The following is a 23932-nucleotide window of genomic DNA, read 5'->3' as shown; positions in this document are numbered from 1 at the left end:
TTAAATGATGGTTAGAAAAATTATTTTAATAGGCAAAGGTTTACTGGTAAGTGTTTTGCTTGCAGGTTGTGCTACGACTGAAGTTGTTCCAGAAAATGATAGGCAAGTAGCCTTTGTGACAGTGCACCATGCTATATTACATATTCCTGTATCAGCAACTTATCGTTGGTCTGATGGGTTTATGCAGCAATCGGAGGCGAATGTTATAAAAAATGTGCCTATGCACCGTTTATTAAAGCAAGGCATAGAGCAGGAAATGCAGCGTAAAGGCTACAGGCAAGTACCACAAACTGAGCAGGCGGATATTAATATAAGCTTTGCTGCGGCACTAACTTCAGCCCTAGATGATCGACAAATCCAGGAAAAATATGGATTAGTGCCGGGTTTGATGGTTAATCCGCTTAACCCAAAGCGGTACGAAAAAGGAACTTTGATTTTTGACGTGCTTAATCCGCAGACAAATAAGTTAGCATGGCGCACGGCAGGTCAGGCATTAGCTAGCTTAGAAGAAATCCCTTTACAGGAGAGAAAAGCAAGAATTAAGGTTTTTATTAAAAAATTGTTGGCATTTTTACCTGAAAAGGAATAAAACTATAAACTTAAATACTGATTTTTGGAGTTAGATAAATGAAACAAGAATTTGATGCATTATTAGAAAAATTAAAAACTGAACGTGATGAGATGCAGTTAAAAATGCATTTAGCGTCTATGGAGGTGAAAGAGGAATTTTCTGAGGCTGAAAAGCAGTGGGAATATGTTAAGCAAAAAGCCAGTGAAATTGCTGATGATTCAGTAGAAACGACGGATGATTTTATTGCAGCGGCTAAAATTGTTGGTGAAGAGTTGAAAGACGCTTATCAACGTATTGCTAAGCGTATTCAAGATTAAGAGGTTCTTTTAATCTCCGTAGGGGATACTTTACGCTAAAGCCAGTGGCTGATAGAGCTAGTGGGCTGAAGCTCACCCTACGGGGGTTATTATACATTTTAAAGCTAACTCGTTGGCCCCTTTACATCTTCAGGGTCACCTTCATAAGGTGTTGCATATTTACAGTCTTTTTGTGGGCAAACTTTTTCTGGGCCACGTCGTTTGGTCGTCTTTAGCGTTAGGATAGGCCAATCACAAGCTGGGCAAGGTTCATTGACCGGCACATTCCAGAGTGCATAGTCACATTTTGGATAGTCAGAGCAAGAGTAGAAAATCTTACCGTAACGCGATTTGCGTTTTAAAATACTTCCTGTTTTGCATTTTGGACACTCTACGCCAGTATCCAGCGGTTTTTCTAAGGGCTCGATATGCTTACATTTTGGGTAAGCGCTGCAGCCGATAAATTTCCCATATTTTCCTGTTTTGATGACCAAATCAGATTCACAGCTTGGGCATTTACGGTCAGGCACTATTTCAGGTTCGTTTGCTTGTGTGCCGTCATCATTCAAATTACGCGTATAAGAGCAGGTTGGATAATCTGTGCAGCCGATAAAGCGACCATTACGACCTAGGCGTATTGATAGTTGCTTACCGCATTCAGGGCATTTTTCATCAATGGCTTCTTGGGTAACATCTTTACGTTGTACTGATTCTTCTTTGTCATGAATCAGCGCGGTAAAGGGTTTCCAAAAATCATGCATAAGTGGAACCCATGATTTTTCACCCCGTGAAACAGCATCTAAATCATCTTCTAAATTAGCGGTAAAATTATAATCCACATATTTGGTGAAATGCTCAGTTAGAAATTTGATAACAATGCGTCCGACATCGGTAGGGTAGAAGCGCTTTTTTTCTAAAGTGACATATTCACGGTTTTGTAAAGTAGAAATAATAGACGCATAGGTAGATGGGCGACCTATGCCATGCTCTTCCAATGATTTTACTAAGCTTGCTTCACTATAACGGGGGGGGGGCTCGGTGAAATGCTGGTTGGTGACAATGTCTTCTAGGGGGATAGATTGCCCCTCTTTCATGGGCGGCAAAAAGGTTTCCTTATCATCGCCTTCTTTGTTATCGTCTTGCCCTTCTAAATAGACTGCCATAAAGCCAGGCTTGGCAATAACCGAGCCTGTTGCCCGGAAAATATGCTGGTCACTGCCGCATTGTAAATCGACCGAGACGGTATTGATCGTCGCGTGGATCATTTGGCAGGCAATTGTGCGCTTCCAAATTAAGTCATATAGCTTGAATTGATCACTGCTTAGAAATGTTTTTAAACTCGCTGGGGTTTGCTGAGCAAGCGTGGGGCGGATAGCCTCATGTGCCTCTTGAGCATTTTTAGACTTTGTTTTAAATGAACGTGGTTCTTTGGGTATTTGGTCGGCACCGTATTTTTCGCTAATTAAGGCGCGAATATTTTCCAGTGCTTCGGCGGCTAAATTCACCGAATCAGTTCGCATATAGGTAATTAAACCGGCCGCTTCGCCGCCACCAATATCCATTCCTTCATAAAGTTGCTGAGCAACCATCATGGTGCGTTTAGTGGTAAAACCTAATTTACGCGCCGCCTCTTGTTGTAATGTTGAGGTAATAAAAGGTGGGGCTGGATTACGTTTGCGTTGTTTTTTCTCTAATTTAGCAACTTTTAAGCTACCATTTGCCGCTGCAAGTAAGGCTTGTTGTGCGGCTTGTGCTGTTTCGTCGTTCTCTATGCTGAATTGGCTGAGTTTTTCGCCATTATAGTGCGTTAATTTAGCTTTAAAAGGTTGTTTTGCTTCGATTAATTTTGCTGTAATTGACCAGTATTCGCGTGTTTTAAAGGCTTCAATTTCCAGTTCACGTTCAACAATCATGCGTAGCGCAGGGCTTTGTACGCGTCCTGCGGATAAGCCGCGGCGAATTTTTTTCCACAATAGCGGCGATAAATTAAAACCGACGAGATAGTCTAAGGCTCTGCGTGCTTGTTGAGCATCAACAAGGTTGGTAGCAATTTCACCAGGATTTTCTATCGCATAAGTAACGGCTTTTTTAGTGATTTCATGGAATACGACGCGGTGTACGGTTTTCGCCTTAAGCAGTTTTTTGGCTTTAAGTATTTCTAATAAGTGCCATGAAATCGCCTCTCCCTCTCTATCAGGATCGGTCGCGAGGTAAAGGGTGTCAGCACCTTTTAGTGCTTTGGTAATGGCTTGTACATGGCGCTGGTTGCGTTCTTGTATTTGATACTTCATCGCAAAGTCATTGTCCGGGTCCACCGCACCTTCTTTGGGGATTAAGTCGCGTAAATGCCCATAAGAGGCAAGAACTTGAAAATCTTTGCCTAGATATTTCTCTATGGTCTTGGATTTTGCCGGTGATTCTACGATGATTAAGTTTTTACTCATGCTAAGGATTAACTAATATTAATTTAAAAAATCTGATTCTTCTTGATAGATGATGTTTTCCATATGAGCAATGGCAAGCTCTTCATCAGGTTGGTTTAATAATACGATTAAACTAATCCACTGAACTTTTTCTAGCGTAACCTGGTGACTATCTATTGCCATAGCGCGGTCAATAACAAACTCGCGTGTGATGGGTGTAAGAATATCTAAGCGCTGTAAAAAGTAAATAAAGTCACGGCATTCTACGCTTAGCTTTTGGTTTTCTTCTGCGCAAAAAATACGGAAATTTTTATTAGATTTGAACATTGGCTCTTCTTGCTGTACGAGCATATCTAGCCATTCAAATGCTTGAATTATGTTTCTTGAATTAAAGCCTGCTGCCTTAAGTTCGGTTTTTAATGTGTCGGTGTCAGAGTCGATGTCTATATCACTATCCATATAATTTTCAAATAGATAGATTAGTACATCAAAGATATCTTCATTCATTAAGGGGCCTATTTGTGGGCTTTAAATTTATTTTATGCGCGTAAAACTACCGCCATTCATGGGGCTAATATACCCTTGTATTTCTAGTATGAGCAAGTGTGATGCGATATTTTCTACTGAAAAGCCTGATTCAGTAACCAGCTGATCTATAGATGTGGGGCTATATTGAATGTAATTCAATAGTTCTTGTTGTTCAGGAGTTAGTGAGGACTGGGTGCTTATAGGTGATGCGTTGACTTGTGTCGTTGAGGGTTGGAATAGGTGAGCCAGCTCGTCTAATATATCTTGTGTGGTTTCTACTAATTTTGCGCCTTCCCGAATCAGTGAGTTACAGCCGCGTGCTAGTGGGTTGTTGATAGAACCAGGGATGGCAAACACTTCGCGATTTTGCTCTAGAGCCATACGCGCAGTGATTAATGAGCCACTTTGTTTGGCTGCCTCGACGACTAATAAGCCGACGCATAAACCGCTGATAATTCGATTGCGGCGCGGAAAATGGTTGGCTTTTGCACTGGTTCCGGGCGGGAATTCTGAAATAAGTACGCCATTATTGACTATATCGGTAGCGAGTTGCTTATGTGTGGCAGGATAAACTCGATCTAAACCTGTGCCAGTGACAGCAATCGTTTTTCCATGGGCAGATAAGGCACCGCGATGACTTGCTGCATCTATACCTAAAGCTAAGCCACTGGTAATGGTGAAGCCTGCCGTGCTTAAACTGTGGGCAAAATCTGTTGCAACTTGTATGCCTAGGCTTGAGGGATTGCGGCTGCCAACGATAGCTATTTGTGGGAAATGAACCAAATCTATGTCACCACGCGCAAATAGTATAGGCGGAGGGTCAGGGATTTCTTTTAATTGTGCGGGATAATCAGTATCTGAAAATAATAAGATGTGGTTATCAGGTTGTTCTAGCCAAGCTAAATCTTGTTCCACGGTTTGCCAGTCAGGTGCTTTTATGGCATCTATGCTTTTACCACGCAAGCCTAATTGTAGTAAGGTCTCGCGTGGCTCAGAAAATAGCTGTTCTGGTGTGTAGTAAGCCAAACATTTTAAGAAAGTTTTACTGCCCACGCCTGGCGTGCGCAAGAGCGCAAGCCAGAATTTAGTGGGGCTATCAGTGAGCACGGAAGCATTATTTTTCAGGTGTTTGTACCCTATCTAAAACGCGAATATTTTTTGAAGCACTCATCACGAGAGCATAACTGACGCGATCGAAAATACGAAAAACGAGGGCAATACCCGCTTCTTGATCAGGAAGTTTGACCAGTTCATTTTTATTCTTATGAAAAGGGTCGGTGATCACTTTACCTTTTTGTATAATGCTTAATAAATGGCCTTGTTTAAGGCCGTCTTGCTTGCCTTTGCTGATGACAATAATATCATATTGACCAATTTCTTGAACACCATTAAGTACGGCGATAATAGAGCCATCAATAAGTTCGCTTGGTAGTGTAGGGAAGAAATTGAAAGCGACCTCCTCTTCTGAGCTGGGCATAAGTCGGTCGCCGCGGCGTACTTCTTTCTCCGTATTGGTTATACGCAGTGTTGCTGGGTCACCAAGCTCAAGAATCACATTGTCGGCAATATACTCGGCTTCATAACCTAAAATTTCATTACTTTCAGGGTCAGTATAAGTATCTCCTGGGCGGTAAGCGGTGTAAGCAATATATTCAGGCTTTAAAATAGAGCGGACGTAAATTTTATCACCTTCTGCAGCGATAATGTGCTCGCCTGAAAAGTCAACAATATAGGGAGCATTGGCTAACTCATCTTTACTCACTATTTTAGGTGAGCTCAGATAGGGTCTGATCGCTTCATTGGGGATCATATCTATAGCTTGATCGATATTTTCCGCACGGATATGTGGGTAAAGTATCGACTCGTTATTTGTTGGGCTATTAACACAGAGCCTAGGCTGGTTGTCAATAAAGCAAAGGGTAATAACATCGCCGGGATAAATGAGGTGTGGATCTTTAATTTGCTTGTTGTGATGCCAGATATTAGGCCATTGCCAAGGATCTTGTAAAAATTTAGCTGATATATCCCATAGCGTGTCTCCTTTAACAACAGTATAGCTGGTTGGGTGAGTAGGGTTTAGCTTAATAACATCAGCCCAACTTGATAGACTTAATGTAAGGCTAAGAATAAGTCCTATAATTGCTTTAGAAGCCATGATTTTATCCCGATCTATCGTAATTTATAGAGTGAGTGCTGGACATCTTAATTTTTACAAAAATGGCCAACACTGAGCTTGTAAAGTATAAAGTTTAGATGATTTCGGATAGAATTCCAGTCATAAATAATTAAAGTGTGGAGTGTTTAGTGAGTATTTTGTCAATTCTCGAGTTTCCTGATCCTCGTTTACGTACCGTAGCAAAGCCTGTTAAGGAAGTTGATAAGGCACTTGGGGGCTTGGTTGATGATATGTTTGAAACCATGTATGAAGCACATGGTGTGGGGCTGGCTGCAACTCAAGTAAATGTACATCAGCGTATTATTGTTATTGATATCAGTGAAGAAAAAGATCAGCCGGTTTGTTTAATTAACCCTGAAATTATGGATAGTCTAGGCGAAGAGGAGTCTGATGAAGGCTGTTTGTCGGTGCCAGGTATTTTTGAGCCGGTGACACGAGCTGAAACAATTAAAGTAAAAGCTTTGGACAAGCGCGGAGAATCTTTTGAATTAGAGGCAGATGGTTTATTGGCTGTGTGTATTCAGCACGAAATGGATCACTTGCTGGGTAAATTATTCGTTGATTATTTGTCACCTTTAAAGCGCCAAAGAATTAAAAAGAAAATGCAAAAAATGCATAAGAGAGAAAAATAACACGATGAAAATTATTTTTGCGGGAACGCCAGAATTTGCAGTGCCAGCATTACAAATGTTATTAGACTCTAAGCATGAGGTAGTGGCAGTGTATACACAACCTGACCGGCCAGCAGGGCGTGGACGGAAGCTACAGCTAGGGCCCGTTAAATCGTTAGCTTTAAGTGCGGGAGTCCCCGTCTTTCAGCCAGAAAACTTAAAAGCAGAAGCTGATATCGAGCAACTTATTGCTTTGGATGCTGATTTAATGGTTGTTGTTGCTTATGGGTTGATTTTAAGTCAGCGTGTTTTGGATATACCCAAAAAGGGTTGTATTAATATTCATGGCTCTTTGTTGCCACGCTGGCGAGGTGCTGCGCCAATTAATCGAGCGATTATGGCGGGTGATAAGGAAACCGGCGTTACCATTATGACGGTAGTTAAGCAGTTGGATGCAGGGGATATGTTGTATAAAACGGTATGTACTATTGGTGCGCAAGAAACAGCCAGTGAATTACATGATCGTATGATGGTGATGGGTGCAGAAGGCTTGCGCGAAACTCTGGTATTGTTGGAAGAAAATAAACTGTCTCCGCAGGTGCAAGATGAGTCTTTAGTTACTTATGCGCATAAGCTGGGAAAAAGTGAATCCGAGCTAGATTGGACGAGACCGGCAAGTGAATTGGCGTTGCAAGTGCGTGGTCTTAATGCCTGGCCGGTGGCGCAAACTAAATTAGATAATAAAGTCATGCGCGTGTGGCGTGCAGAGGCGCTTAATATTGAAACTCTACTTACTCCTGGCATGATTTTGGATGATAGCAAGCATATTGATGTGGCTACGGGAGCGGGTGTTTTGCGTTTATTAGAAATTCAAATGCCGGGGAAAAAACGTATGCCAGTGGATGCTTTTTTGCATGCTCATAAGGTTGCGGGCTTGCAGTTAGGTTAGGCTTAATAATTTAAAGTATATACTTTGTACGGGGCACAGCTACGGACTTCTAGTGCTTTATTTTATGCCGATAGCTGCGTTTTTGAAGCGGTTACAGGGCTTTTTATTCGCTTGTTTCAGCTCCTTACTCTCGATCAAAATAAACTCGCTATAACAACATAAAGTATAATTTTTATGACCTGTATGGTGCAGTTTCTCAACAGTTTTAAAGGAAAAATGAATTGAACTCTCGATTAGTGGCGGCAAATGTTATCGTCAAAGTATTGGCTGGGAAGTCACTGACTGTCGCTCTTGAAGAGGCGTGGCCGCAGGTTGTTGATGTGCAGGAGCGGGCGTTTATCCAAGCTTTATGCTATGGCACGGTGCGCCATTATTATCGGCTAGAGTTTATTTTAAATCAGTTAGTTAATAAGCCGATTAAAGATAAAGATGCGCAGATAAAAGTGTTGGCTTTGTTGGGTTTGTATCAGCTGAATTTTATGCGTGTTAAAGATCATGCTGCCGTCTCTGAAACCGTGGCAGTGATGCGCAAAAAACAGTGGGCTAAGTCATTATTGAATGCTGTATTGCGCCGTTATCTGCGTGAACAAGATGAATTGGAGGCTTTGGCTGATAAACATGTGGCTTATGCGCACCCTGACTGGATGATTAAGGCTATTAAGGCTGATTGGGGGGATGATGCTAAGCAAATTCTTGTCGCTAATAATCAACTTCCGCCGATGAGCTTGCGTGTCAATGCACGCTTTTGTGAGCGTGATATTTATTTAACGCTGCTCGCAGAAGAAGGAATTGAAGCAAGTGCTTTAGCTTGCTCGGAGCAAGGGATTCTTTTGGCTGAACCGGTTGTTGTGGATAAACTGCCTAAATTTGCACAAGGCTGGGTGTCAGTTCAAGATGCGGCAGCACAATTGGCAGTGCAATTACTGGATGCGCAGCAAGGCGAGCGTATTTTAGATGTGTGTGCTGCTCCAGGGGGGAAAACGGCGCATATTTTAGAGTTACAGCCTGATTTAGAACAGCTGTTAGCTATTGATATTGATGCGCAGCGCTTGGTGCGTGTACAGGAAAATTTAACACGATTGCAGCTTAAAGCTGATTTATTGGCCGCGGATGCAGCTCAACCGGATATGTGGTGGGATGGGGTATTATTTGATCGTATTTTACTGGATGCGCCTTGCTCAGCTTTGGGAGTTATTAGGCGGCATCCAGATATTAAACTATTGCGCCGCGCTGAAGATATAGCTCAGTTGCAGGCATTACAGCAGGAAATTTTGTGCGCTGCTTGGTCTATGTTGGCTCCAGGGGGCGTTTTACTTTATGCGACCTGTTCTATTTTAAAGCAAGAAAATGAGCTGCAAATTGCGCAATTTCTGCAGCAGCATGGTGATGCGCAGGAGTTAATTATAGAGGCTGATTGGGGTGTTAAACGCCCTTTTGGGCGTCAAGTTTTTACGGGTAGCTTGGCTATGGATGGTTTTTATTATGCGCGCTTACAAAAAAAATAAAGCGCTACTGCTAGCTTTGTTTGTGCTGCTAAGTAGCTTGTCAGGGCGTGGTTATGCTGATGATCGGTTTGTTAAAATTGAGCAGGCGCAGTTAACTTTGGCCGAAAATAAGGCGCAACTGCGTGCTGATGTGACTTTTCAATTGAGTCAAAGTGCCCAGGATGCTTTGCATAGCGGTATCGCTTTGTATTGGGATGTTACTATTGAGCTTAAACAGGTGCGTTGGGGCGGGTTATGGCAGAGTGTTTTATTTTCTCGGTCACGACGCTACCGCTTAGCTTATTATACTTTGTTGAATAATTATCGCGTTAAAGATGAGAAAAAAGAAGAGGTGAAGCGATTTTCTAGTCTTCAAGAAGCGCTGACTTATATGGGGCAGATTGCTTATGATGATATACCGATAGCAGGGTATGACGCTAAGCTATGTATCGTTGGTGTGTTAAAGGTTGCGTTTGATAAGGAAATGCTGCCGGCACCTTTGCGGCCTATTGCCTACTTTGATTCGGAATGGGATTTGTCAGCTGCTGAGAGGTTATGGTGCGAATAAAGGTTCCCTTTAGCATTTCTATGCTTATTGTGCTGAGTTTTATTATCTTGTCTTTACAGTTAATGAGCTCGGCGATACAGGATACATCGCAGCTTAGTGACATGTATACTTGGCTGCTTTTAAGTAATGCGCTAGGAACAGTGATATTACTTTTATTGGTTGGTTTTAATGTTTTTTCATTGGCTAGACGGCTTAAGAGGCGAGAGGCAGGGTCACGCTTAACGACGCGTATCGTATTGTTATTTATCGTTTTATCTTTAGTTCCTGCAGGGGTGGTATTTTATTTCTCCATGCAGTTTTTGCACCAAAGTATTGATAGTTGGTTTAGTGTTGAGCTAGATGGGGCAATGGAAGACTCCTTGGAATTAAGTCGTGCCTCTTTGGATCAGCGGTTGCGCTGGGATTTAAAACAGTCGCAGGGTTTGGCTGAAACTTTAGCAAGTAAATCAGATGCTGAAATAAGTTTGGAATTAGATCATTTTCGTGAAGTTGCAGGGGTAAATGAGGTTAGCTTGCTCTCAAAAAAAGGCAAAATCATTAGTTTTAGTGGCTTAAACCCAAGTGATATTTTACCGAGTTTGCCAGTGTCCCCCTTGTTTTTACAAGTACAGCAAGGTAATGACTATGTCGCTCTTGCTTCAGTTAATGGTGAGTTAGTGGTACAAACAGTTGTTGCCATTAAACCAAAAAACATGCGTTATTTACAGGTTATTTATCCTGTACCTGAGCGCATTAATGATTTAACTGATTCGGTTGAATTTGCTTATGTTAGGTTTCAAGAAATGATGTATTTGCGGCACTCACTGAAGGTTAGCTTTTCTCTTGTTTTGTCTTTAGTCTTGTTGATGAGTTTACTCGCGGCAATTTCAGCAGCCTTTGTTAGTGTGCGTAGCATTATTGCCCCCATTCGTGATTTAGTGCGTGGTACGCAGGCTGTGGCATCAGGATTTTATGGGCAATTATTGCCAGTAAAGCGTTTAGATGATTTGGGGTTTTTGGTGGAATCATTTAATGAGATGGTGATGCAAATCTCTCATGCTCAGGATGAGGCGCGAAAAAACGCACAAGAAATTGAGCGGCAGCGAGCTTATTTAGAAACTTTGTTAACGAGTTTAACATCGGGTGTATTGAGTTTTGATTCAAGTTTAAATATACGCACAGCAAATCAAGCTGCGAGCATTATTTTACATGTCCAGGTGATGCGTTATTATGGGCAAGATTTAATGAAATTAGCTCAAGGCCGTCCAGACCTAATGGGACTGGCTGAGGTGGTACAGCCATTATTGGAGAAATCTTTTGATATTTGGCAGCGTAATGTGGTTGTCGATGGGCCAGAAGGGCGTAAGGAATTGCTGTGTCAAGGTGCGCCATTATTTTCTACAGAGGGCGGTTATATTGGTGCGGTCGTTGTTTTTGACGATATAACTGACTTGATTCGAGCACAAAAAAATGCGGCGTGGTCTGAGGTAGCGCGGCGCTTGGCGCATGAGATTAAAAATCCTTTGACGCCGATACAATTATCCGCAGAAAGGTTACAGCATAAATTGGCATCTAAGCTGGAGGTCGAGGATGCGGAGATGCTGCAGCGATCTACACGCACGATTGTTCAGCAGGTAGAAGCGATGAAGCAGATGGTTAATGCCTTTGCTGAGTATGCACGGCCGGTACACAATAAAGCGGAGAAACTAGATTTGTTGGCTTTGGTGCAAGAAGTTATTGTTTTATACAGCTCTGACCCTCATGTACGTTTTGACTTGCAAGTGAAGGGGAGGATTTCCTTGATTAAGGCGGATGCTGTTAATATTCGACAGGTGCTACATAATCTGTTTAAAAATGCACTGGAAGCCATGGGAGGTAAAGGAGATGTTACGGTAAAGTTAGAAAGTGTGCAGCAATACAATTCAGAGTTTGTGCGTTTAGCTATCTATGATACAGGTTGCGGGATTGATATTAAGCAGGCCAAGCAGATTTTTGAGCCTTATGTAACGAGCAAGGAAAAAGGGACTGGTTTGGGGTTGGCGATTGTGAAAAAAGTGATTGAAGAGATGGGTGGTAGTATTCGCTTAGATAGCAAATATACGCAAGGTGCTGGGTTTATTATGCAATTTCCAGCAGTATTCGACAGGCAAGGTAAAAACTAAGTGAAATGAGTGGATATAAAGCAAATATTTTAGTAATTGATGATGAGCGAGATATTCGGCAATTAGTGCAGGAGATTCTACAGGATGAAGGTTATGTTGTTTATGTGGCTGGAAATGCCGAAGAAGCACGGAAAATGCAGTGCCGGCATCAGCTTGACTTGATTTTGTTGGATATTTGGATGCCTGATACGGATGGTATTACGCTGTTAAAAGAATGGACTGAGAATGCTGAGTTTGTTACGCCAGTTATTATGATGTCAGGGCATGGCACAATTGAAACAGCTGTTGAAGCAACTAAGTTGGGTGCGTATGAATTTTTAGAGAAACCTTTGTCTTTGGCCAGGTTATTATTGGTTGTTGATCGTGCTATTGATGCGCATATGTTGGAGCGTGAAAATGCTGGCTTAAAGCAACAATTGTTTGCTGTGCATGAGCCGATTGGGCGCAGTGCTTTTGCGGAACGAATTAAGGAACAATTAAAGCGCTTGGCGCAGCATGATACCAAAGTGATGTTTGTTGGTGAAAGTGGTACTGGAAAGGAGTTGTATGCGCGCTTTTTACATGCACATAGTGGACGCAAAGCAGGGCCTTTTGTTGATGTATCTGTGGGTAGTATCGCGCCAGAAAATGCCGCAGTAGAGTTTTTTGGTAAAGAGCTTGATGGTGTTGTGTACCCTGGGTTGTTGGAGCGAGCGCACGGTGGTGTGTTATTCTTGGCTGAAATAGCGGGCATGGATGCGCAAACGCAATTAAAGTTATTAAGCGCCCTAGAATCGCATTCATTTTTGCGTGTGGGGGGGTCGGAACAGGTGCGGGTTGATGTGCGCGTGCTTGCTGCAACACGAACTTTACTAGAAACCGAAGTAGCGGCCGGGCGTTTCCGGCAAGATTTGTATTATTTGCTTAATGAGGTGACGATGGAAGTGCTGCCCTTGCGCGAGCATGGGGAGGATGTTCCCGCTCTACTGCATTTTTATATAGACTATTTTGTGCGTTATGAAAAATTAGCCTATAGAAAATTTCTAATGGCCGCACAGAATTTTTTGCGTAATTATACTTGGCCAGGGAATGTGCGAGAATTAAAGAATTTAGTACAGCGCTTAATGATTCTGGGAGCAGGTGAGGATATAGAATTAACTGAGGTGAAGGCGGCACTAGGAGCCGTTTTGGGTGCGGCAAGTGTCGTGCCGCAAAGCAATGTGCCTGATTTTTTTCAGTTATCATTAAAAGAAGCAAGGGAGCAGTTTGAAAAAGCCTACCTTGAATACCATTTTGAGAAAAATTCAGGGAACGTTGCTAAATTAGCAACTGCAGTTGGTGTTGAGCGCACGCATTTATACCGAAAATTACATGCGCTAAATATAAAAGAATAGTTTTGATGGTTTACCATGTCCTTAAATTTCAGGATAATGGCAGGATAAAGTAATTTTAGATGCTGTGTTGGGGTGAGTTTAATTTTAATTAGAATTAAATGGGTCTTAGCCAGCCTTATAGTGAGCTCTAGTACTGATTATGTTTGATAATTTAACCGATCGTTTAGGTAAAACCTTAAAAAATCTTCGAGGCCAAGGTCGCCTGACTGAAGAAAATATTCAAGAGACGATGCGTGAAGTGCGCATGGCTTTGCTTGAGGCTGATGTTGCGCTGCCCGTTGTTAGTGCTTTTATTGAGAAGGTAAAAGAGCGCGCTTTAGGCCAGGAAGTGCAGGCTAGTCTCTCACCCGGGCAGTCACTGATTAAGGTTGTGCAGGCTGAGCTTGTTAGTGTTATGGGTGAGGCGAATGAGGCACTTGATTTAAAAGCAAACCCACCCGCGATTATTCTTATGGCAGGTTTGCAAGGTGCCGGTAAAACAACAACTGTTGCTAAGTTAGGTCGCTGGTTAAAAGAAAATAAAAAGAAATCGGTCGGCGTAGTTAGTACGGATATTTATCGCCCTGCCGCGATTAAGCAATTAGAAACATTAGCTAATGATTTATCACTGACGTTTTTTGATACTGATGTAACTAAAACGGCGGCAGAAACTGCAACAACTGCGATTGAGGCGGCAAAGAAACAATTTTTAGACGTTGTTATTGTTGATACTGCAGGTCGTTTGCATATTGATGAAGAGATGATGTCTGAGATTAAGGAGTTGCATGCGGCTATTAATCCTGTTGAGACCTTGTTTGTTGTAGATAGCATGACGGGGCAGGATGCGGCGACTACTGCAAAAGCTTTTAATGATGCGCTGCCTCTAACAGGTGTAGTGCTGACTAAGACTGATGGTGATGCGCGTGGTGGAGCCGCTTTATCTATTCGTCATGTTACCGGTAAACCCATTAAGTTTGTCGGGGTCGGTGAAAAAACAGATGCTTTAGAGCCTTTTTATCCTGATCGAATGGCTTCAAGAATTTTGGGCATGGGGGATATGCTCAGCTTGATTGAAGATATTGAGCAAAAAGTTGATAAGGATAAAGCGGCAAAATTAGCCAAAAAGCTACAGAAGGGAAAAGGATTCGATTTGTCTGACTTCGTTGAGCAATTGGAGCAAATGGAAAGTATGGGTGGCGTTGGCGCAATGATGGATAAGTTGCCTGGAATTAATGATGTGCCTCAGGATATGCGGGATAAAGTAAATGATAAAGAATTGGCGCGACAAATTGCTGTCATTCGTTCCATGACGAATCAAGAAAAACGTTATCCTGACTTAATTAAAGGCAGTCGTAAAAAGCGCATTGCAGCTGGTTGTGGGCAGGAGTTGCAGGATGTTAACCGTGTTTTGAAACAATTTAAGATGATGCAGAAAATGATGAAGCGCTTTAAAAAAGGCAATATGGCCAATATGGTGCGCGGAATTAAAGGTAATATGAAAGGTATGCGCATGTAATTTTGATGGGGGAATAGATAAGGCTTTTAGAGGACAGAAATTTTTTTTATAATTTTGGCTTCACATACCGATTAAAAAGCGTAAAATAATTCGATTAAGTTTGGTTAAATGTAATTTTTGAGGAATCTAGATGGTAGTTATTCGTCTTGCCAGAGGTGGGCAAAAAAATCGTCCTTTTTATCATGTTGTAGTGACTGATAGTAGAAATAGTCGTGATGGGCGTTATATTGAGCGTTTAGGATATTTTAATCCTTTAGCACGTGGTTCAGAAGAAAGATTGAAATTAGATGAAGAGCGTATTGCTCATTGGCGAGCCAATGGTGCGCAGCCTTCTGAGCGTGTTGCTAAGTTAATTAAAGATGCTAAAAAAGCAGCAGTAGCAGCTTAAAAGGTTGGCTGAGGAATTTATTAGTGTTGGCCTAGTCTCTGGTATCTTTGGTGTCCGAGGCTGGATAAAAGTATATTCGTATACAGATCCTCGAGAAAACATACTAGCTTATTCACCTTGGACCTTAAGAAAGGGTAAGGATAGTAAGACAGTAAAGGTTATTGATGGTCGCCGGCACGGAAAAACAGTCCTAGCATACTTGGAAAACATTAATGATAGGGATGATGCGGCAACCCTGAGTGGTTGGGAGATATTAATTCGCCCTGAACAGTTGCCTAAGGCAAAAAAAGGCGAATATTATTGGAGCGACTTAATAGGATTACAAGTTAATACCGTTGATGGTGTCGAGCTTGGTGTGGTTAAGCAGATGCTAGAAACAGGGGCTAATGATGTTGTCGTTGTTATGGGAGAAAGGGAGCGTTTGATTCCTTTTTTGCAAGAGCAAACGATACTAAGTATAGATTTGCCTGCTGGTGTTATGATTGTTGACTGGGATGCAGAGTTTTAATGCGTTTTGATGTAGTGACGATTTTTCCTGAGATGGTGCTTGATTGCGCTATGAATGGGGTTACTGGTCGCGCAATAAAGCAGGGTTTAGTTGATTTAGCTGTTTGGAACCCTCGGAACTATACTTTGGATAAGCATAAAACAGTCGACGATCGCCCGTATGGTGGTGGTCCTGGTATGGTTATGAAATATAAACCATTAAAGGATGCTGTTGATGATGCTAAGAAATTAGGTAGTAAAGAGCGAGTTAAAGTTGTTTATTTAAGCCCTCAGGGTAAGCCAATTACACAGCAACTGTTAAATGAAAATACTGCTTTAGAGCAGTTGATCTTAGTTGCTGGCCGCTATGAAGGGATTGATGAGCGCTTTATACAAAATGAATGTCATGAAGAGTGGTCGTTAGGTGATTTTGTTATTAGTGGCGGCGAGTTAGCTGCGCTAGTTGTCATTGATGCGATCTCAAGACTTCTGCCGGGTGTGTTAGGTGATGAGGGCTCTGCTAAGCAGGACTCTTATATGGATGGGTTATTAGACTGTCCTCACTATACGCGTCCTGAGGTGTTTGAGGGTAAAGCGGTGCCAGAAGTTTTACTCGGCGGCAATCATAAGGACATCGCAAAATGGCGAATGAAGCAGTCGTTAGGGTGGACTTGGCAGAAAAGGCCTGATTTGTTGTTTAATAAAGAATTAACGGCAGAACAAAAGTCGTTGTTAAACGAATTTAAAATTGAATTGAAGTATAAATAGGTACAGTAATGAGTAATATTATTAGTCAATTGGAAGCAGAGCAGCTTAATCAAAATATACCAGAGTTTAATCCTGGTGATACAGTTGTTGTACAGGTAAAGGTAAAAGAGGGTGAGCGTGAGAGATTACAGGCATTTGAAGGTGTTGTTATTGCTAAACGTAATCGTGGCTTGAACTCAGCATTCACAGTTAGAAAGATTTCTCATGGCGTAGGTGTTGAGCGTGTTTTCCAAACGCACAGTCCTTTAGTTGGAGATATTCAAGTTAAGCGCCGCGGTGCAGTACGCAGAGCTAAGTTATATTATTTGCGTGAGTTATCGGGCCGTGCAGCACGAATTAAAGAGAAGCTATCATAAAAGGTTTTTATTTTATTGTAGTGAATCAAAAAAGGCGCTTTTAGGCGCCTTTTTTGTGTCTGTTTGATAGTCGTTATAAGCTCTTGGTGTTTGTGTTTAAAGGCTCTTAGAGATATCTACGCCAGTGGCTTCTAGTAGAGCGCGACGTAATTTTTCAGCTTCAGCGGCGCGTTCAATGATATTTGGAGATAGGCATATTTTTCCTTCAAAGCGCTTGATGCCGCCGGTAGTGCGTTCGCTAACGACATCGATAATAGTTTTCCAATTAATTTTCTTTTTATCTGCAGCAAAAGCAAATACTAAGGCGAGGTCGCCAAGATTGTTAATTAAGCGTGGCACCCCACCAGAATAGTAAAAAAGAGCTGCGCAAGCGGAAGGCTGGAAAATCTTTTCTGTGCTACCTGCGACCTTTAAACGAAAATCAATATACTGCTCCGTTTCCTCGTAGCTCAATGGATTTAAGTGGTATTCTATTGATATTCTTTGGGAGAACTGTACCAGCTCAGGTTGATTAAGCTTGTCTACTAATTCTGGTTGGCCAACAAGAACTAGCTGTAGCATGATTTCTTGGTGGGTGTTAATGTTGGATAATAGACGTAATTCTTCTAGTGTCTGGATATCCATGTTTTGTGCTTCATCGACGATGAGTACGACGCGCGTGCCAGCATTGCTTTTTTCAGTGATGAAATCAACAAAGGCACGATAGCGTTCTGCTTTGTTGACTGCTGGTGATTCAATATTAAAAGCAGCTAAAACCCAGGTTAATAAATCACCAAATGCGCTGTGTGTATTAGTAATTAGGCCAACTTCGCATTGAGCTTTAATTTCTTCTAATAAACTGCGGACTAAGGTAGTTTTTCCAGAACCAATCTCTCCGGTTATAACTGTGAACCCTGCTTGGCTTACTAAACCATATTGTAGTGTGGTTAGTGCCTTTTTATGTTTCGCGCTTAAATATAGAAAGCTAGGGTCGGGAATTAGTGAAAATGGTTTTTTTGTAAGACCGTAAAACTTAGTATACATACATAAATTACTGGTTAGAGATTATCGGCTTGTAATGGAAAAATTATTATACAGTATTCCTGTGTGAGATTGATTATACACGTTAGTGGTGCGCAGCTCTGCTTTTATCAGGGGTAAGTTAGTTTCTGCTCTGTCTTATTTTTGTGCTATATTTTTAATTCTAACATATGACCTATAGCTTATAATAGTGTTTATGTGTATTGAAATGAAACGACTAAAAACAATAAACAGATTGATATGGTAATAAGTGAATTTATGGTTGGGCAGCGGTGGGTAAGTGCTTCTGAACCTGAATTAGGGTTAGGGATGGTGCTTGCAGTGGAAGCTAATCGGGTGACTGTTTTATTTCTAGCAAGTAATGAGCGCAGGGTCTATGCACAAAATAATTCACCTTTGACGCGTGTACGTTTTTTGCCTGATGATAAAATTGAGATCGAAGGCGGTAATCACTTAACCGTTAAATCAGTGACTGAAGAGCAGGGCCTGTTGCGCTACCATGCACTAACTGAGGACGGTAATATTGTGCTGGTTGATGAAATGGAATTAAGTCATCACCTGCAATTTAACAAACCTCAAGATAAATTATTTATTGGTCAAGTTGAGCTAGGCCGTTGGTTTTCATTGCGCTATCAAACTTGGAATTATTTATATCAACTGGGGAAAAGTGATGTGCAAGGGTTACTTGGTGCGCGCGCATCATTAATTCCGCATCAGTTATATATTGCTCATGAAGTTGCGCGTCGAGACAGGGTGCGTGTCATGCTTGCTGATGAGGTGGGGCTGGGGAAGACGATTGAGGCAGGTTTGATTTTGCATCGCCGCATACAAACGGGCTTGTCCGCGCGAGTTATGGTTATAGTGCCCGAGAGTTTATTGCATCAGTGGTTAGTTGAGATGCTGCGCCGCTTTAATTTAAAATTTAGCCTTTTCGATGAGTCTCGTTGCTTAGCCATAGATGAGGATAACCCTTTTTTAAGTGAGCAGTTAGTGCTTTGTAGTTTGGACTTTTTTGAGCAAAATCCTCATAGACAGGCTCAAGCTATCCAGGCTAGTTGGGATGTAGTAGTCGTTGATGAGGCGCATCATTTGCAGTGGTGCGAGGGGATGCCAAGTCATGCTTATTTATTTGTTGAGCAGTTAGCGCAAGTGACTGATGGCTTGATGTTATTAACCGCGACACCTGAGCAATTAGGTAAAAAAACGCATTTTGCACAGTTGCGTTTATTGGATCCAGATCGCTTTCATAGTTTTGAGTTGTTTTTAGAGGAGGAGCGAAAGTTTGAGCCGATTGCCCAGTTAGCAGAGAAAATAGTTAATAAATTTAGTCTCAGTGAGGCGGATAAAATTAGCTTGGCTGCCTATATTGATCAAAATCTATGCGCAAAATTTTTACAAAATGAGAATGCTAGCGATATAGCGTTGGATGTTATTGATCAATTAATTGATCGGCATGGTACGGGGCGTATTTTATTTAGAAATTCTCGGCATGTAGTGCAAGGTTTTCCAGTGCGCGAGTTTTATGCATATCCACTACCGCCTGAGAGCAAGGAGAGTGATATTACTTATCTTGCTTGGTTGGTGGAAAAAATAAAACAATTAGATGGTGAGCAAGTTTTATTGATTTGCCGGCAGGCTGAAACGGCGCTAAAGTTGCAAAAAAGTTTGCGTGAGCAGTATGCAGTTAATGCTGCTGCCTTTCATGAGGGTATGAGTATTATTGAGCGGGATAGGGCGGCGGCTTACTTTGCCGATGAGGATGCGCATGTGCGTATCTTGCTTTGTTCTGAAATAGGTAGTGAGGGGCGTAACTTTCAATTTGTACATCATTTGATTTTATTGGATTTGCCTGAAAATCCAGATTTATTGCAGCAAAGAATTGGGCGTCTTGATCGAATTGGTCAAAAGCAAGCAATTAAAATTCATGTGCCTTATATAGTGGGTAGTAAACAGCACAGTTTATGTCAATGGTATGATCAAGGGCTGGGGTTATTTCAGGTAAATAGTAATGCGGCGAGTGAAGTGTATCGAGTGCAAAAAGGAGCCGTTGAGCAGGTCTGTAGAAGCAATGATCAGAAAGGACTACAAGAGCTAGTTACTTCTAGTAAGGCACTGATACAAAAAATTGAGGCAGAAATGCATCAGTCGCGTGATTTATTGTTAGAGTTTAATTCCTGTCGTAAGGGTATTGCTGAACAATTAATTGGGAAAATTCAGAGTTTGTCTCAGCCTGATGTTTTATGGGCTTATATGGAGGATATTTTTGAATATTTTGGGGTTGACTCCGAGTATCATTCCAAAACTTGTGCTATTTTGCAGGCAGGGCAGGCGCAAAGAGTTACGCAATTTCCTTATGTTCCAGAGGATGGTGTCACTGTAACGGTAAGTCGTGATGTCGCATTAGCAAGAGAGGATATGCAATACTTAAGTTGGGAGCACCCTATGGTAGCTTCAGCTATGGATTTAGTGGTATCGGATAATATAGGTAGTGCGGCGTTAAGTGTTATTAAGCATAAGCAGTTAAAACCGGGGCAGTACTTATTGGAGTGTCTATTTTTAATTGAGTGCAGTGCGCCTTTAACTTTGCAGTTAAATCGTTTTTTACCGACTACTCCAATACGTGTCTTGATTGATCAGGCTCAGAAAGATTTGACTGAGCAAATTGCACATGAAGAATTGGTTGAGCTTGTGCATCAGTTTGAGGTAGAACAAATTACGGCATTTATCGGGAGTGAGCATAAAAATATTAACACTATGATTGCGCACGCAGAACATAGCGCAGAGATTGCAATGCAGGCGGTTATTTCTCAGGCGAGTACACGCATGCTTAAAATGTCTGCTGAAGAAATAAAACGGCTAGAGGCCTTGGCACAGGTTAATCTTAGTATAAAACCGGAAGAAATAGAAAGGTTAAAGGATCGTGCTATTGCTTCTCATGGATATATTCGGGATGCTAAATTGCGCTTGGATGCGGTTCGATTTATCATAGTCAGTTAGAGTATGCATTTTATGCTTCAGTGCTTGCACTGAGTGTGAATATAATTATAAGAATAATCATCACAGTATAGAGGATAGAAATGGGCCTATTGGATTCAGTTTTTGGTAAATCGAAAGTAAATGCAGCAAATAAAAAAGTTAAGGCAGCGCGTGAAGCGAATGACCCAGTAGCGCTTGAAAAAGCACTAACTGGCGCTATCACTATTTATCAGTCTATTGGTTCGGATAGTTCAGTGTTTAAAGATGCCCTATATAATTGGGGTATGGCTTTATTGTATTCCGCTAGATTAAAAAAGCAGGATGCTGAGGCTATCGTGCTTTATGAGGAAGCGGGTAAGAAATTTTCTTTCTGTTTAGTTGCAAAGCCAGACTATTTAGCGGCTGCTTTAGACTGGGGGGTTGTTTTAATGGAGTTGGCCGCTTTACAAAAAGGTGCTGCTCAGGTAGCAAGCTATGCTTTGGCAAAAGAAAAGTTTACCCTTGCCAACAGTATTCAGAAGGGCGTTGCTTCTTATAATTTTGCCTGTTTGCATGCAGTAGAAGGCGATTTTGATGCCTGTAAAGCAGCGTTAGAGCTTGCTCGTGATTATGGGAACTTGCCTGATGAGCAAGATATTTTAAATGATGCGGATATGCAGGTAGCAAAAACACAAGATTGGTTTGATGACTTTATTACTTCGATTAATGCCCCAGTCGTTGCTGAAGATGAGAAAGCAAATACTGAAGGCGGAGAGGCGAAAAAAACAGGCACAGTTTACAGTAAAACCCAAGTAAAAACGGATGGTTTTAAAGTCAAGTATGATGATAAATAAGTTTATTTGATTTAACTTTGGTTAGCTATAGTATTTTATGTTGTGGGTTCGGGAAAAAGAATACTTTAGTAAAATACTTGGTTTTTACCGGCATAATAATTTATACTCATAATAGATATTAAGAGTGCTGCTTAAAGCGCTTCTTTTTACTGCTGTTGATATGTGAATATTGTTAGAAAGATATAATTAGGAGAAAGATAAATGGCTTACGAATTACCTGCTTTACCTTATGCAAAAGATGCTTTAGCACCGCATATTTCTGAAGAGACATTAGAATTTCATTATGGTAAACATCATCAGACTTATGTTACTAACTTAAATAATTTAGTTCCAGGAACTGAATTTGAAGGTGCTTCATTAGAAAGTCTTATTATGCGTTCTTCAGGTGGTATTTTTAATAATGCTGCGCAAGTTTGGAATCACACTTTTTACTGGAATAGTTTATCTCCAAATGGAGGCGGTGAGCCAACAGGCCCGCTGGCTGACGCAATTAATGCTGCTTTCGGATCATTTGCTGAATTTAAAGACGCATTTACGAAATGTGCAGTGACAACTTTTGGTTCAGGTTGGGCATGGTTGGTGAAAAATTCTGATGGTAGCCTTGAGCTAGTTAGTACTAGTAATGCTGCATGCCCTTTAACAGAAGGCCAAACACCTTTATTAACTTGTGATGTTTGGGAGCACGCTTACTATATTGATTATCGCAATGCTCGCCCTAGCTATTTGGCGGCCTATTGGGAATTAGTTAATTGGGACTTTGCAGGACAAAATTTTGCTGGATAAGGCTTTAAGAATTTTATAAAGTAAGATACAAAAAAGCCTGAGTTTAAATAAACTCAGGCTTTTTTATGTGACGAGCATTTATTTTACAACGCGGAGGTGTGACCGCTGTGGTGGTTTGTTTTCTGGTGGTGGTTCATTGTCGTCCTCTTCTTCTGGATCAAAGACCATGCCTTTCCCATTTTCTTTTGCATAAATAGCGAGTACTGCGGGTACGGGTGCTATGATATGCATAGATTGTCCATTAAATCGAGTATTGAACTCAACGGTGGTATTGCCTAAAGATAAGCTTTGAATTGCTTCTGGGCGTATGTTTAGGACAATTTTTCCCTCGTCAATATAATCTTCAGGCAATACCGCGTGCGGATGTGAAGCATCAACAAGTAGGTGGGGCGTTAAATTATTATCAATAATCCACTCGTAAATGGATCTAAGTAGGTAAGGTTTTAATGAGGTCATTTTTTGCTAGGCAGTTTAGCCATTTCATGCTCTTCTTCACTTAGGCTTTCCGCGAAAGCTTCGCGGCTAAATAATTTCTGAGCGTATTGATTGATGATTTGTGCATTTTCAGGTAATTCAATGCCAATGCTAGGTAAGCGCCATAGTAACGGAGCTAAAGAGCAATCGATTAAAGAGAAATCTTCACTCATAAAAAATTCATTTGCTGCAAATAAAGGTACGGCAGCCACTAAACCTTCTCGTAGCATTTTTTTCGCACGAGCAGATTTTTTCTCGCCTGAATTGAGTACTTCACCTAATAAGTGATACCAGTCTTGATCTATACGTTTTATAACCATGCGTGCATTAGCGCGCGACACAGGGTCCATTTGATGTAGCGGAGGGTGAGGGAATCTTTCATCTAAGTATTCCATGATGATACGCGAATCATATAAGACTAAATCACGCTCAACTAAGGTAGGTGAAGTGCCATTTGGGTTTAGTTCCAATAAGCTTTCTGGTGGGTCGGTAGGGTCAAAATATTCAATTTCAGCTGTTACACCTTTTTCGTGTAAAGCAAGTCTTGCGCAATGGCTCATGGCACAAGTGGGCGAAGAAAACAGTGTCATGATTGAACGACGAGTATTAACAGTTACCACGAATCGTAACTCCAAAGTAGTTTAAAATTAGGGAAAATAATCTCATTATACCATATATAAAACTAACTACGTGCTAGCTTGTGCGGCTTAACTCAGGCTTCGAAATTTAATTTATAATCAATTGAAATATACTCGTAAATAGATATTATGGCACTACTTGGTATGATGTTTAATCCTTGTTTTTCAGATTGTTACATAGAGTGTCAGGTATCAGGCTTAGTCACTATTTTCAAAGGTAAGGTTAAAAGTGTAAATTGGACTGGAGGAATTAAGTAATTCCCAGTACACTCATATATTTTTTACCTTATTCATAAGCTTCTGCTTATAATTAGGGCAGCGCACAATAATAAAAAGCTATCTAACTGTGCAGCGTTTTTTATTCGCCTTCAAGGTGTAGAAATAGGTATATAGTAGGCTACGTAACTATTTCTACAATGCATAAGTAACAGGGTGGGTGGAGTGTGTACATTTACCTAAGCTAGACTTAATTGAGAATAATAGTTTATGGGTATAAAGGAATGGAGATTTATAACGAATAAGGTTAGATTGTGATCGCGAAGCGAGCCACAATCTGAACCGTTTGTTGGACAAGCCCGGTTTACCCTTTGAGATG

General features: G+C 41.3%; 23 protein-coding genes. 16 read left to right on the top strand and 7 right to left on the bottom strand.

Translation table 11 applies throughout. The features are described from left to right. Window positions 1-4 precede the first annotated feature (4 nt). Window positions 5-589 carry a DUF4136 domain-containing protein gene (locus BQ7314_RS02455; protein ID WP_174482118.1) on the top strand — a complete coding sequence of 195 codons (585 nt, stop codon included), beginning with the start codon at window positions 5-7 and terminating at the stop codon, window positions 587-589. Window positions 590-627: 38 nt separating this feature from the next. After that, window positions 628-888 carry a hypothetical protein gene (locus BQ7314_RS02450; protein ID WP_174482117.1) on the top strand — a complete coding sequence of 87 codons (261 nt, stop codon included), beginning with the start codon at window positions 628-630 and terminating at the stop codon, window positions 886-888. A gap of 104 nt (window positions 889-992) precedes the next feature. Here the strand turns inward: BQ7314_RS02450 and topA are convergent, their stop codons facing one another. From topA to BQ7314_RS02430, 4 genes are read right to left on the bottom strand one after another with little or no spacing between them, the layout of a single operon-like run. After that, entirely contained in the window at window positions 993-3311 is a 2319-nt protein-coding gene (gene topA / locus BQ7314_RS02445; protein WP_174482116.1) for a type I DNA topoisomerase, read from the bottom strand. An 18-nt stretch (window positions 3312-3329) separates the two neighbouring features. Beyond that, window positions 3330-3797 carry a Smg family protein gene (locus tag BQ7314_RS02440; RefSeq protein ID WP_174482115.1) on the bottom strand — a complete coding sequence of 156 codons (468 nt, stop codon included), beginning with the start codon at window positions 3795-3797 and terminating at the stop codon, window positions 3330-3332. A 27-nt stretch (window positions 3798-3824) separates the two neighbouring features. Next, window positions 3825-4925: a DNA-processing protein DprA gene (gene dprA, locus BQ7314_RS02435; RefSeq protein WP_245394892.1), complete on the bottom strand. Its 1101-nt coding sequence runs from the start codon at window positions 4923-4925 to the stop codon at window positions 3825-3827. A 7-nt stretch (window positions 4926-4932) separates the two neighbouring features. Beyond that, complete coding sequence (locus tag BQ7314_RS02430) at window positions 4933-5973, bottom strand: LysM peptidoglycan-binding domain-containing protein (RefSeq protein ID WP_174482114.1); 1041 nt, start codon at window positions 5971-5973, stop codon at window positions 4933-4935. Window positions 5974-6122: 149 nt separating this feature from the next. On the opposite strand from BQ7314_RS02430, the gene def reads away from it, so the two are divergent. The 11 genes from def (at window position 6123) to rplS (ending at window position 16613) form a co-directional block, all read left to right on the top strand. Continuing rightward, window positions 6123-6626 carry a peptide deformylase gene (gene def / locus BQ7314_RS02425; protein WP_174482113.1) on the top strand — a complete coding sequence of 168 codons (504 nt, stop codon included), beginning with the start codon at window positions 6123-6125 and terminating at the stop codon, window positions 6624-6626. Window positions 6627-6630: 4 nt separating this feature from the next. Then, entirely contained in the window at window positions 6631-7554 is a 924-nt protein-coding gene (gene fmt, locus BQ7314_RS02420; RefSeq protein ID WP_174482112.1) for a methionyl-tRNA formyltransferase, read from the top strand. A gap of 221 nt (window positions 7555-7775) precedes the next feature. Further along, window positions 7776-9059, top strand: coding sequence for a 16S rRNA (cytosine(967)-C(5))-methyltransferase RsmB (gene rsmB, locus BQ7314_RS02415; RefSeq protein ID WP_174482111.1), 1284 nt, complete (start codon window positions 7776-7778; stop codon window positions 9057-9059). Further along, window positions 9037-9606 carry a DUF4390 domain-containing protein gene (locus BQ7314_RS02410; protein ID WP_174482110.1) on the top strand — a complete coding sequence of 190 codons (570 nt, stop codon included), beginning with the start codon at window positions 9037-9039 and terminating at the stop codon, window positions 9604-9606. The genes rsmB and BQ7314_RS02410 overlap by 23 nt, the downstream gene beginning before the upstream one ends. Continuing rightward, on the top strand, window positions 9594-11747 hold the full coding sequence (locus tag BQ7314_RS02405) for an ATP-binding protein (RefSeq protein ID WP_174482109.1): 2154 nt from the start codon (window positions 9594-9596) through the stop codon (window positions 11745-11747). Before BQ7314_RS02410 ends, BQ7314_RS02405 begins: the two co-directional genes overlap by 13 nt. 5 nt (window positions 11748-11752) lie before the next feature. Next, complete coding sequence (locus tag BQ7314_RS02400; RefSeq protein ID WP_174482108.1) at window positions 11753-13120, top strand: sigma-54-dependent transcriptional regulator; 1368 nt, start codon at window positions 11753-11755, stop codon at window positions 13118-13120. Between the two features lie 139 nt (window positions 13121-13259). Continuing rightward, a complete protein-coding gene (ffh, locus tag BQ7314_RS02395; RefSeq protein ID WP_174482107.1) occupies window positions 13260-14615 on the top strand; it encodes a signal recognition particle protein in 1356 nt (451 codons plus the stop codon). A gap of 130 nt (window positions 14616-14745) precedes the next feature. Next, the gene (rpsP, locus tag BQ7314_RS02390; protein WP_174482106.1) at window positions 14746-15003 is read left to right on the top strand and encodes a 30S ribosomal protein S16; all 258 of its coding nucleotides are present in this window, start codon (window positions 14746-14748) and stop codon (window positions 15001-15003) included. Window positions 15004-15007: 4 nt separating this feature from the next. Continuing rightward, window positions 15008-15511 (top strand): ribosome maturation factor RimM, encoded by a 504-nt coding sequence (rimM, locus tag BQ7314_RS02385; protein WP_245394891.1) that lies wholly within the window; start codon window positions 15008-15010, stop codon window positions 15509-15511. Then, window positions 15511-16257, top strand: coding sequence for a tRNA (guanosine(37)-N1)-methyltransferase TrmD (gene trmD, locus BQ7314_RS02380; protein WP_174482105.1), 747 nt, complete (start codon window positions 15511-15513; stop codon window positions 16255-16257). Before rimM ends, trmD begins: the two co-directional genes overlap by 1 nt. An 8-nt stretch (window positions 16258-16265) precedes the next feature. Next, window positions 16266-16613 (top strand): 50S ribosomal protein L19, encoded by a 348-nt coding sequence (gene rplS, locus BQ7314_RS02375; protein ID WP_174482104.1) that lies wholly within the window; start codon window positions 16266-16268, stop codon window positions 16611-16613. 96 nt (window positions 16614-16709) lie between these two features. Here the strand turns inward: rplS and BQ7314_RS02370 are convergent, their stop codons facing one another. Beyond that, complete coding sequence (locus BQ7314_RS02370) at window positions 16710-17636, bottom strand: ExeA family protein (RefSeq protein ID WP_174482103.1); 927 nt, start codon at window positions 17634-17636, stop codon at window positions 16710-16712. 237 nt (window positions 17637-17873) lie between these two features. On the opposite strand from BQ7314_RS02370, the gene rapA reads away from it, so the two are divergent. From rapA to sodB, 3 genes are all read left to right on the top strand, one after another. Then, the gene (gene rapA / locus BQ7314_RS02365; protein WP_245394890.1) at window positions 17874-20630 is read left to right on the top strand and encodes an RNA polymerase-associated protein RapA; all 2757 of its coding nucleotides are present in this window, start codon (window positions 17874-17876) and stop codon (window positions 20628-20630) included. A gap of 80 nt (window positions 20631-20710) precedes the next feature. After that, entirely contained in the window at window positions 20711-21442 is a 732-nt protein-coding gene (locus BQ7314_RS02360; protein ID WP_174482102.1) for a tetratricopeptide repeat protein, read from the top strand. A gap of 201 nt (window positions 21443-21643) precedes the next feature. Next, the gene (sodB, locus tag BQ7314_RS02355; protein ID WP_174482101.1) at window positions 21644-22225 is read left to right on the top strand and encodes a superoxide dismutase [Fe]; all 582 of its coding nucleotides are present in this window, start codon (window positions 21644-21646) and stop codon (window positions 22223-22225) included. A gap of 78 nt (window positions 22226-22303) precedes the next feature. On the opposite strand, the gene BQ7314_RS02350 is transcribed toward sodB, so the two are convergent. Continuing rightward, window positions 22304-22681 carry a ClpXP protease specificity-enhancing factor gene (locus BQ7314_RS02350; RefSeq protein WP_174482100.1) on the bottom strand — a complete coding sequence of 126 codons (378 nt, stop codon included), beginning with the start codon at window positions 22679-22681 and terminating at the stop codon, window positions 22304-22306. Next, window positions 22678-23289: a glutathione S-transferase N-terminal domain-containing protein gene (locus tag BQ7314_RS02345; protein WP_174482124.1), complete on the bottom strand. Its 612-nt coding sequence runs from the start codon at window positions 23287-23289 to the stop codon at window positions 22678-22680. The genes BQ7314_RS02350 and BQ7314_RS02345 overlap by 4 nt, the downstream gene beginning before the upstream one ends. Window positions 23290-23932 lie beyond the last annotated feature (643 nt).

Origin of the sequence: methanotrophic endosymbiont of Bathymodiolus puteoserpentis (Logatchev), from assembly GCF_900128525.1 — a bacterium.
Classification (GTDB): domain Bacteria; phylum Pseudomonadota; class Gammaproteobacteria; order Methylococcales; family Methylomonadaceae; genus Methyloprofundus.
The sequence above is the reverse complement of the archived record's forward strand: the minus strand, read 5'-3'. Positions and strand labels throughout refer to the sequence as shown.

Bases quoted from the DNA above. Each gene is read 5' to 3' on its own strand.
- BQ7314_RS02455 (WP_174482118.1), top strand. From the start codon at position 5: ATGATGGTTAGAAAAATTATTTTAATAGGCAAAGGTTTACTGGTAAGT.
- BQ7314_RS02450 (WP_174482117.1), top strand. From the start codon at position 628: ATGAAACAAGAATTTGATGCATTATTAGAAAAATTAAAAACTGAACGT.
- topA (WP_174482116.1), bottom strand. From the start codon at position 3,311: ATGAGTAAAAACTTAATCATCGTAGAATCACCGGCAAAATCCAAGACC.
- BQ7314_RS02440 (WP_174482115.1), bottom strand. From the start codon at position 3,797: ATGAATGAAGATATCTTTGATGTACTAATCTATCTATTTGAAAATTAT.
- BQ7314_RS02430 (WP_174482114.1), bottom strand. From the start codon at position 5,973: ATGGCTTCTAAAGCAATTATAGGACTTATTCTTAGCCTTACATTAAGT.
- fmt (WP_174482112.1), top strand. From the start codon at position 6,631: ATGAAAATTATTTTTGCGGGAACGCCAGAATTTGCAGTGCCAGCATTA.
- BQ7314_RS02410 (WP_174482110.1), top strand. From the start codon at position 9,037: ATGCGCGCTTACAAAAAAAATAAAGCGCTACTGCTAGCTTTGTTTGTG.
- BQ7314_RS02405 (WP_174482109.1), top strand. From the start codon at position 9,594: ATGGTGCGAATAAAGGTTCCCTTTAGCATTTCTATGCTTATTGTGCTG.
- BQ7314_RS02400 (WP_174482108.1), top strand. From the start codon at position 11,753: ATGAGTGGATATAAAGCAAATATTTTAGTAATTGATGATGAGCGAGAT.
- ffh (WP_174482107.1), top strand. From the start codon at position 13,260: ATGTTTGATAATTTAACCGATCGTTTAGGTAAAACCTTAAAAAATCTT.
- rpsP (WP_174482106.1), top strand. From the start codon at position 14,746: ATGGTAGTTATTCGTCTTGCCAGAGGTGGGCAAAAAAATCGTCCTTTT.
- trmD (WP_174482105.1), top strand. From the start codon at position 15,511: ATGCGTTTTGATGTAGTGACGATTTTTCCTGAGATGGTGCTTGATTGC.
- rplS (WP_174482104.1), top strand. From the start codon at position 16,266: ATGAGTAATATTATTAGTCAATTGGAAGCAGAGCAGCTTAATCAAAAT.
- BQ7314_RS02370 (WP_174482103.1), bottom strand. From the start codon at position 17,636: ATGTATACTAAGTTTTACGGTCTTACAAAAAAACCATTTTCACTAATT.
- rapA (WP_245394890.1), top strand. From the start codon at position 17,874: ATGGTAATAAGTGAATTTATGGTTGGGCAGCGGTGGGTAAGTGCTTCT.
- BQ7314_RS02360 (WP_174482102.1), top strand. From the start codon at position 20,711: ATGGGCCTATTGGATTCAGTTTTTGGTAAATCGAAAGTAAATGCAGCA.
- sodB (WP_174482101.1), top strand. From the start codon at position 21,644: ATGGCTTACGAATTACCTGCTTTACCTTATGCAAAAGATGCTTTAGCA.
- BQ7314_RS02350 (WP_174482100.1), bottom strand. From the start codon at position 22,681: ATGACCTCATTAAAACCTTACCTACTTAGATCCATTTACGAGTGGATT.
- BQ7314_RS02345 (WP_174482124.1), bottom strand. From the start codon at position 23,289: ATGACACTGTTTTCTTCGCCCACTTGTGCCATGAGCCATTGCGCAAGA.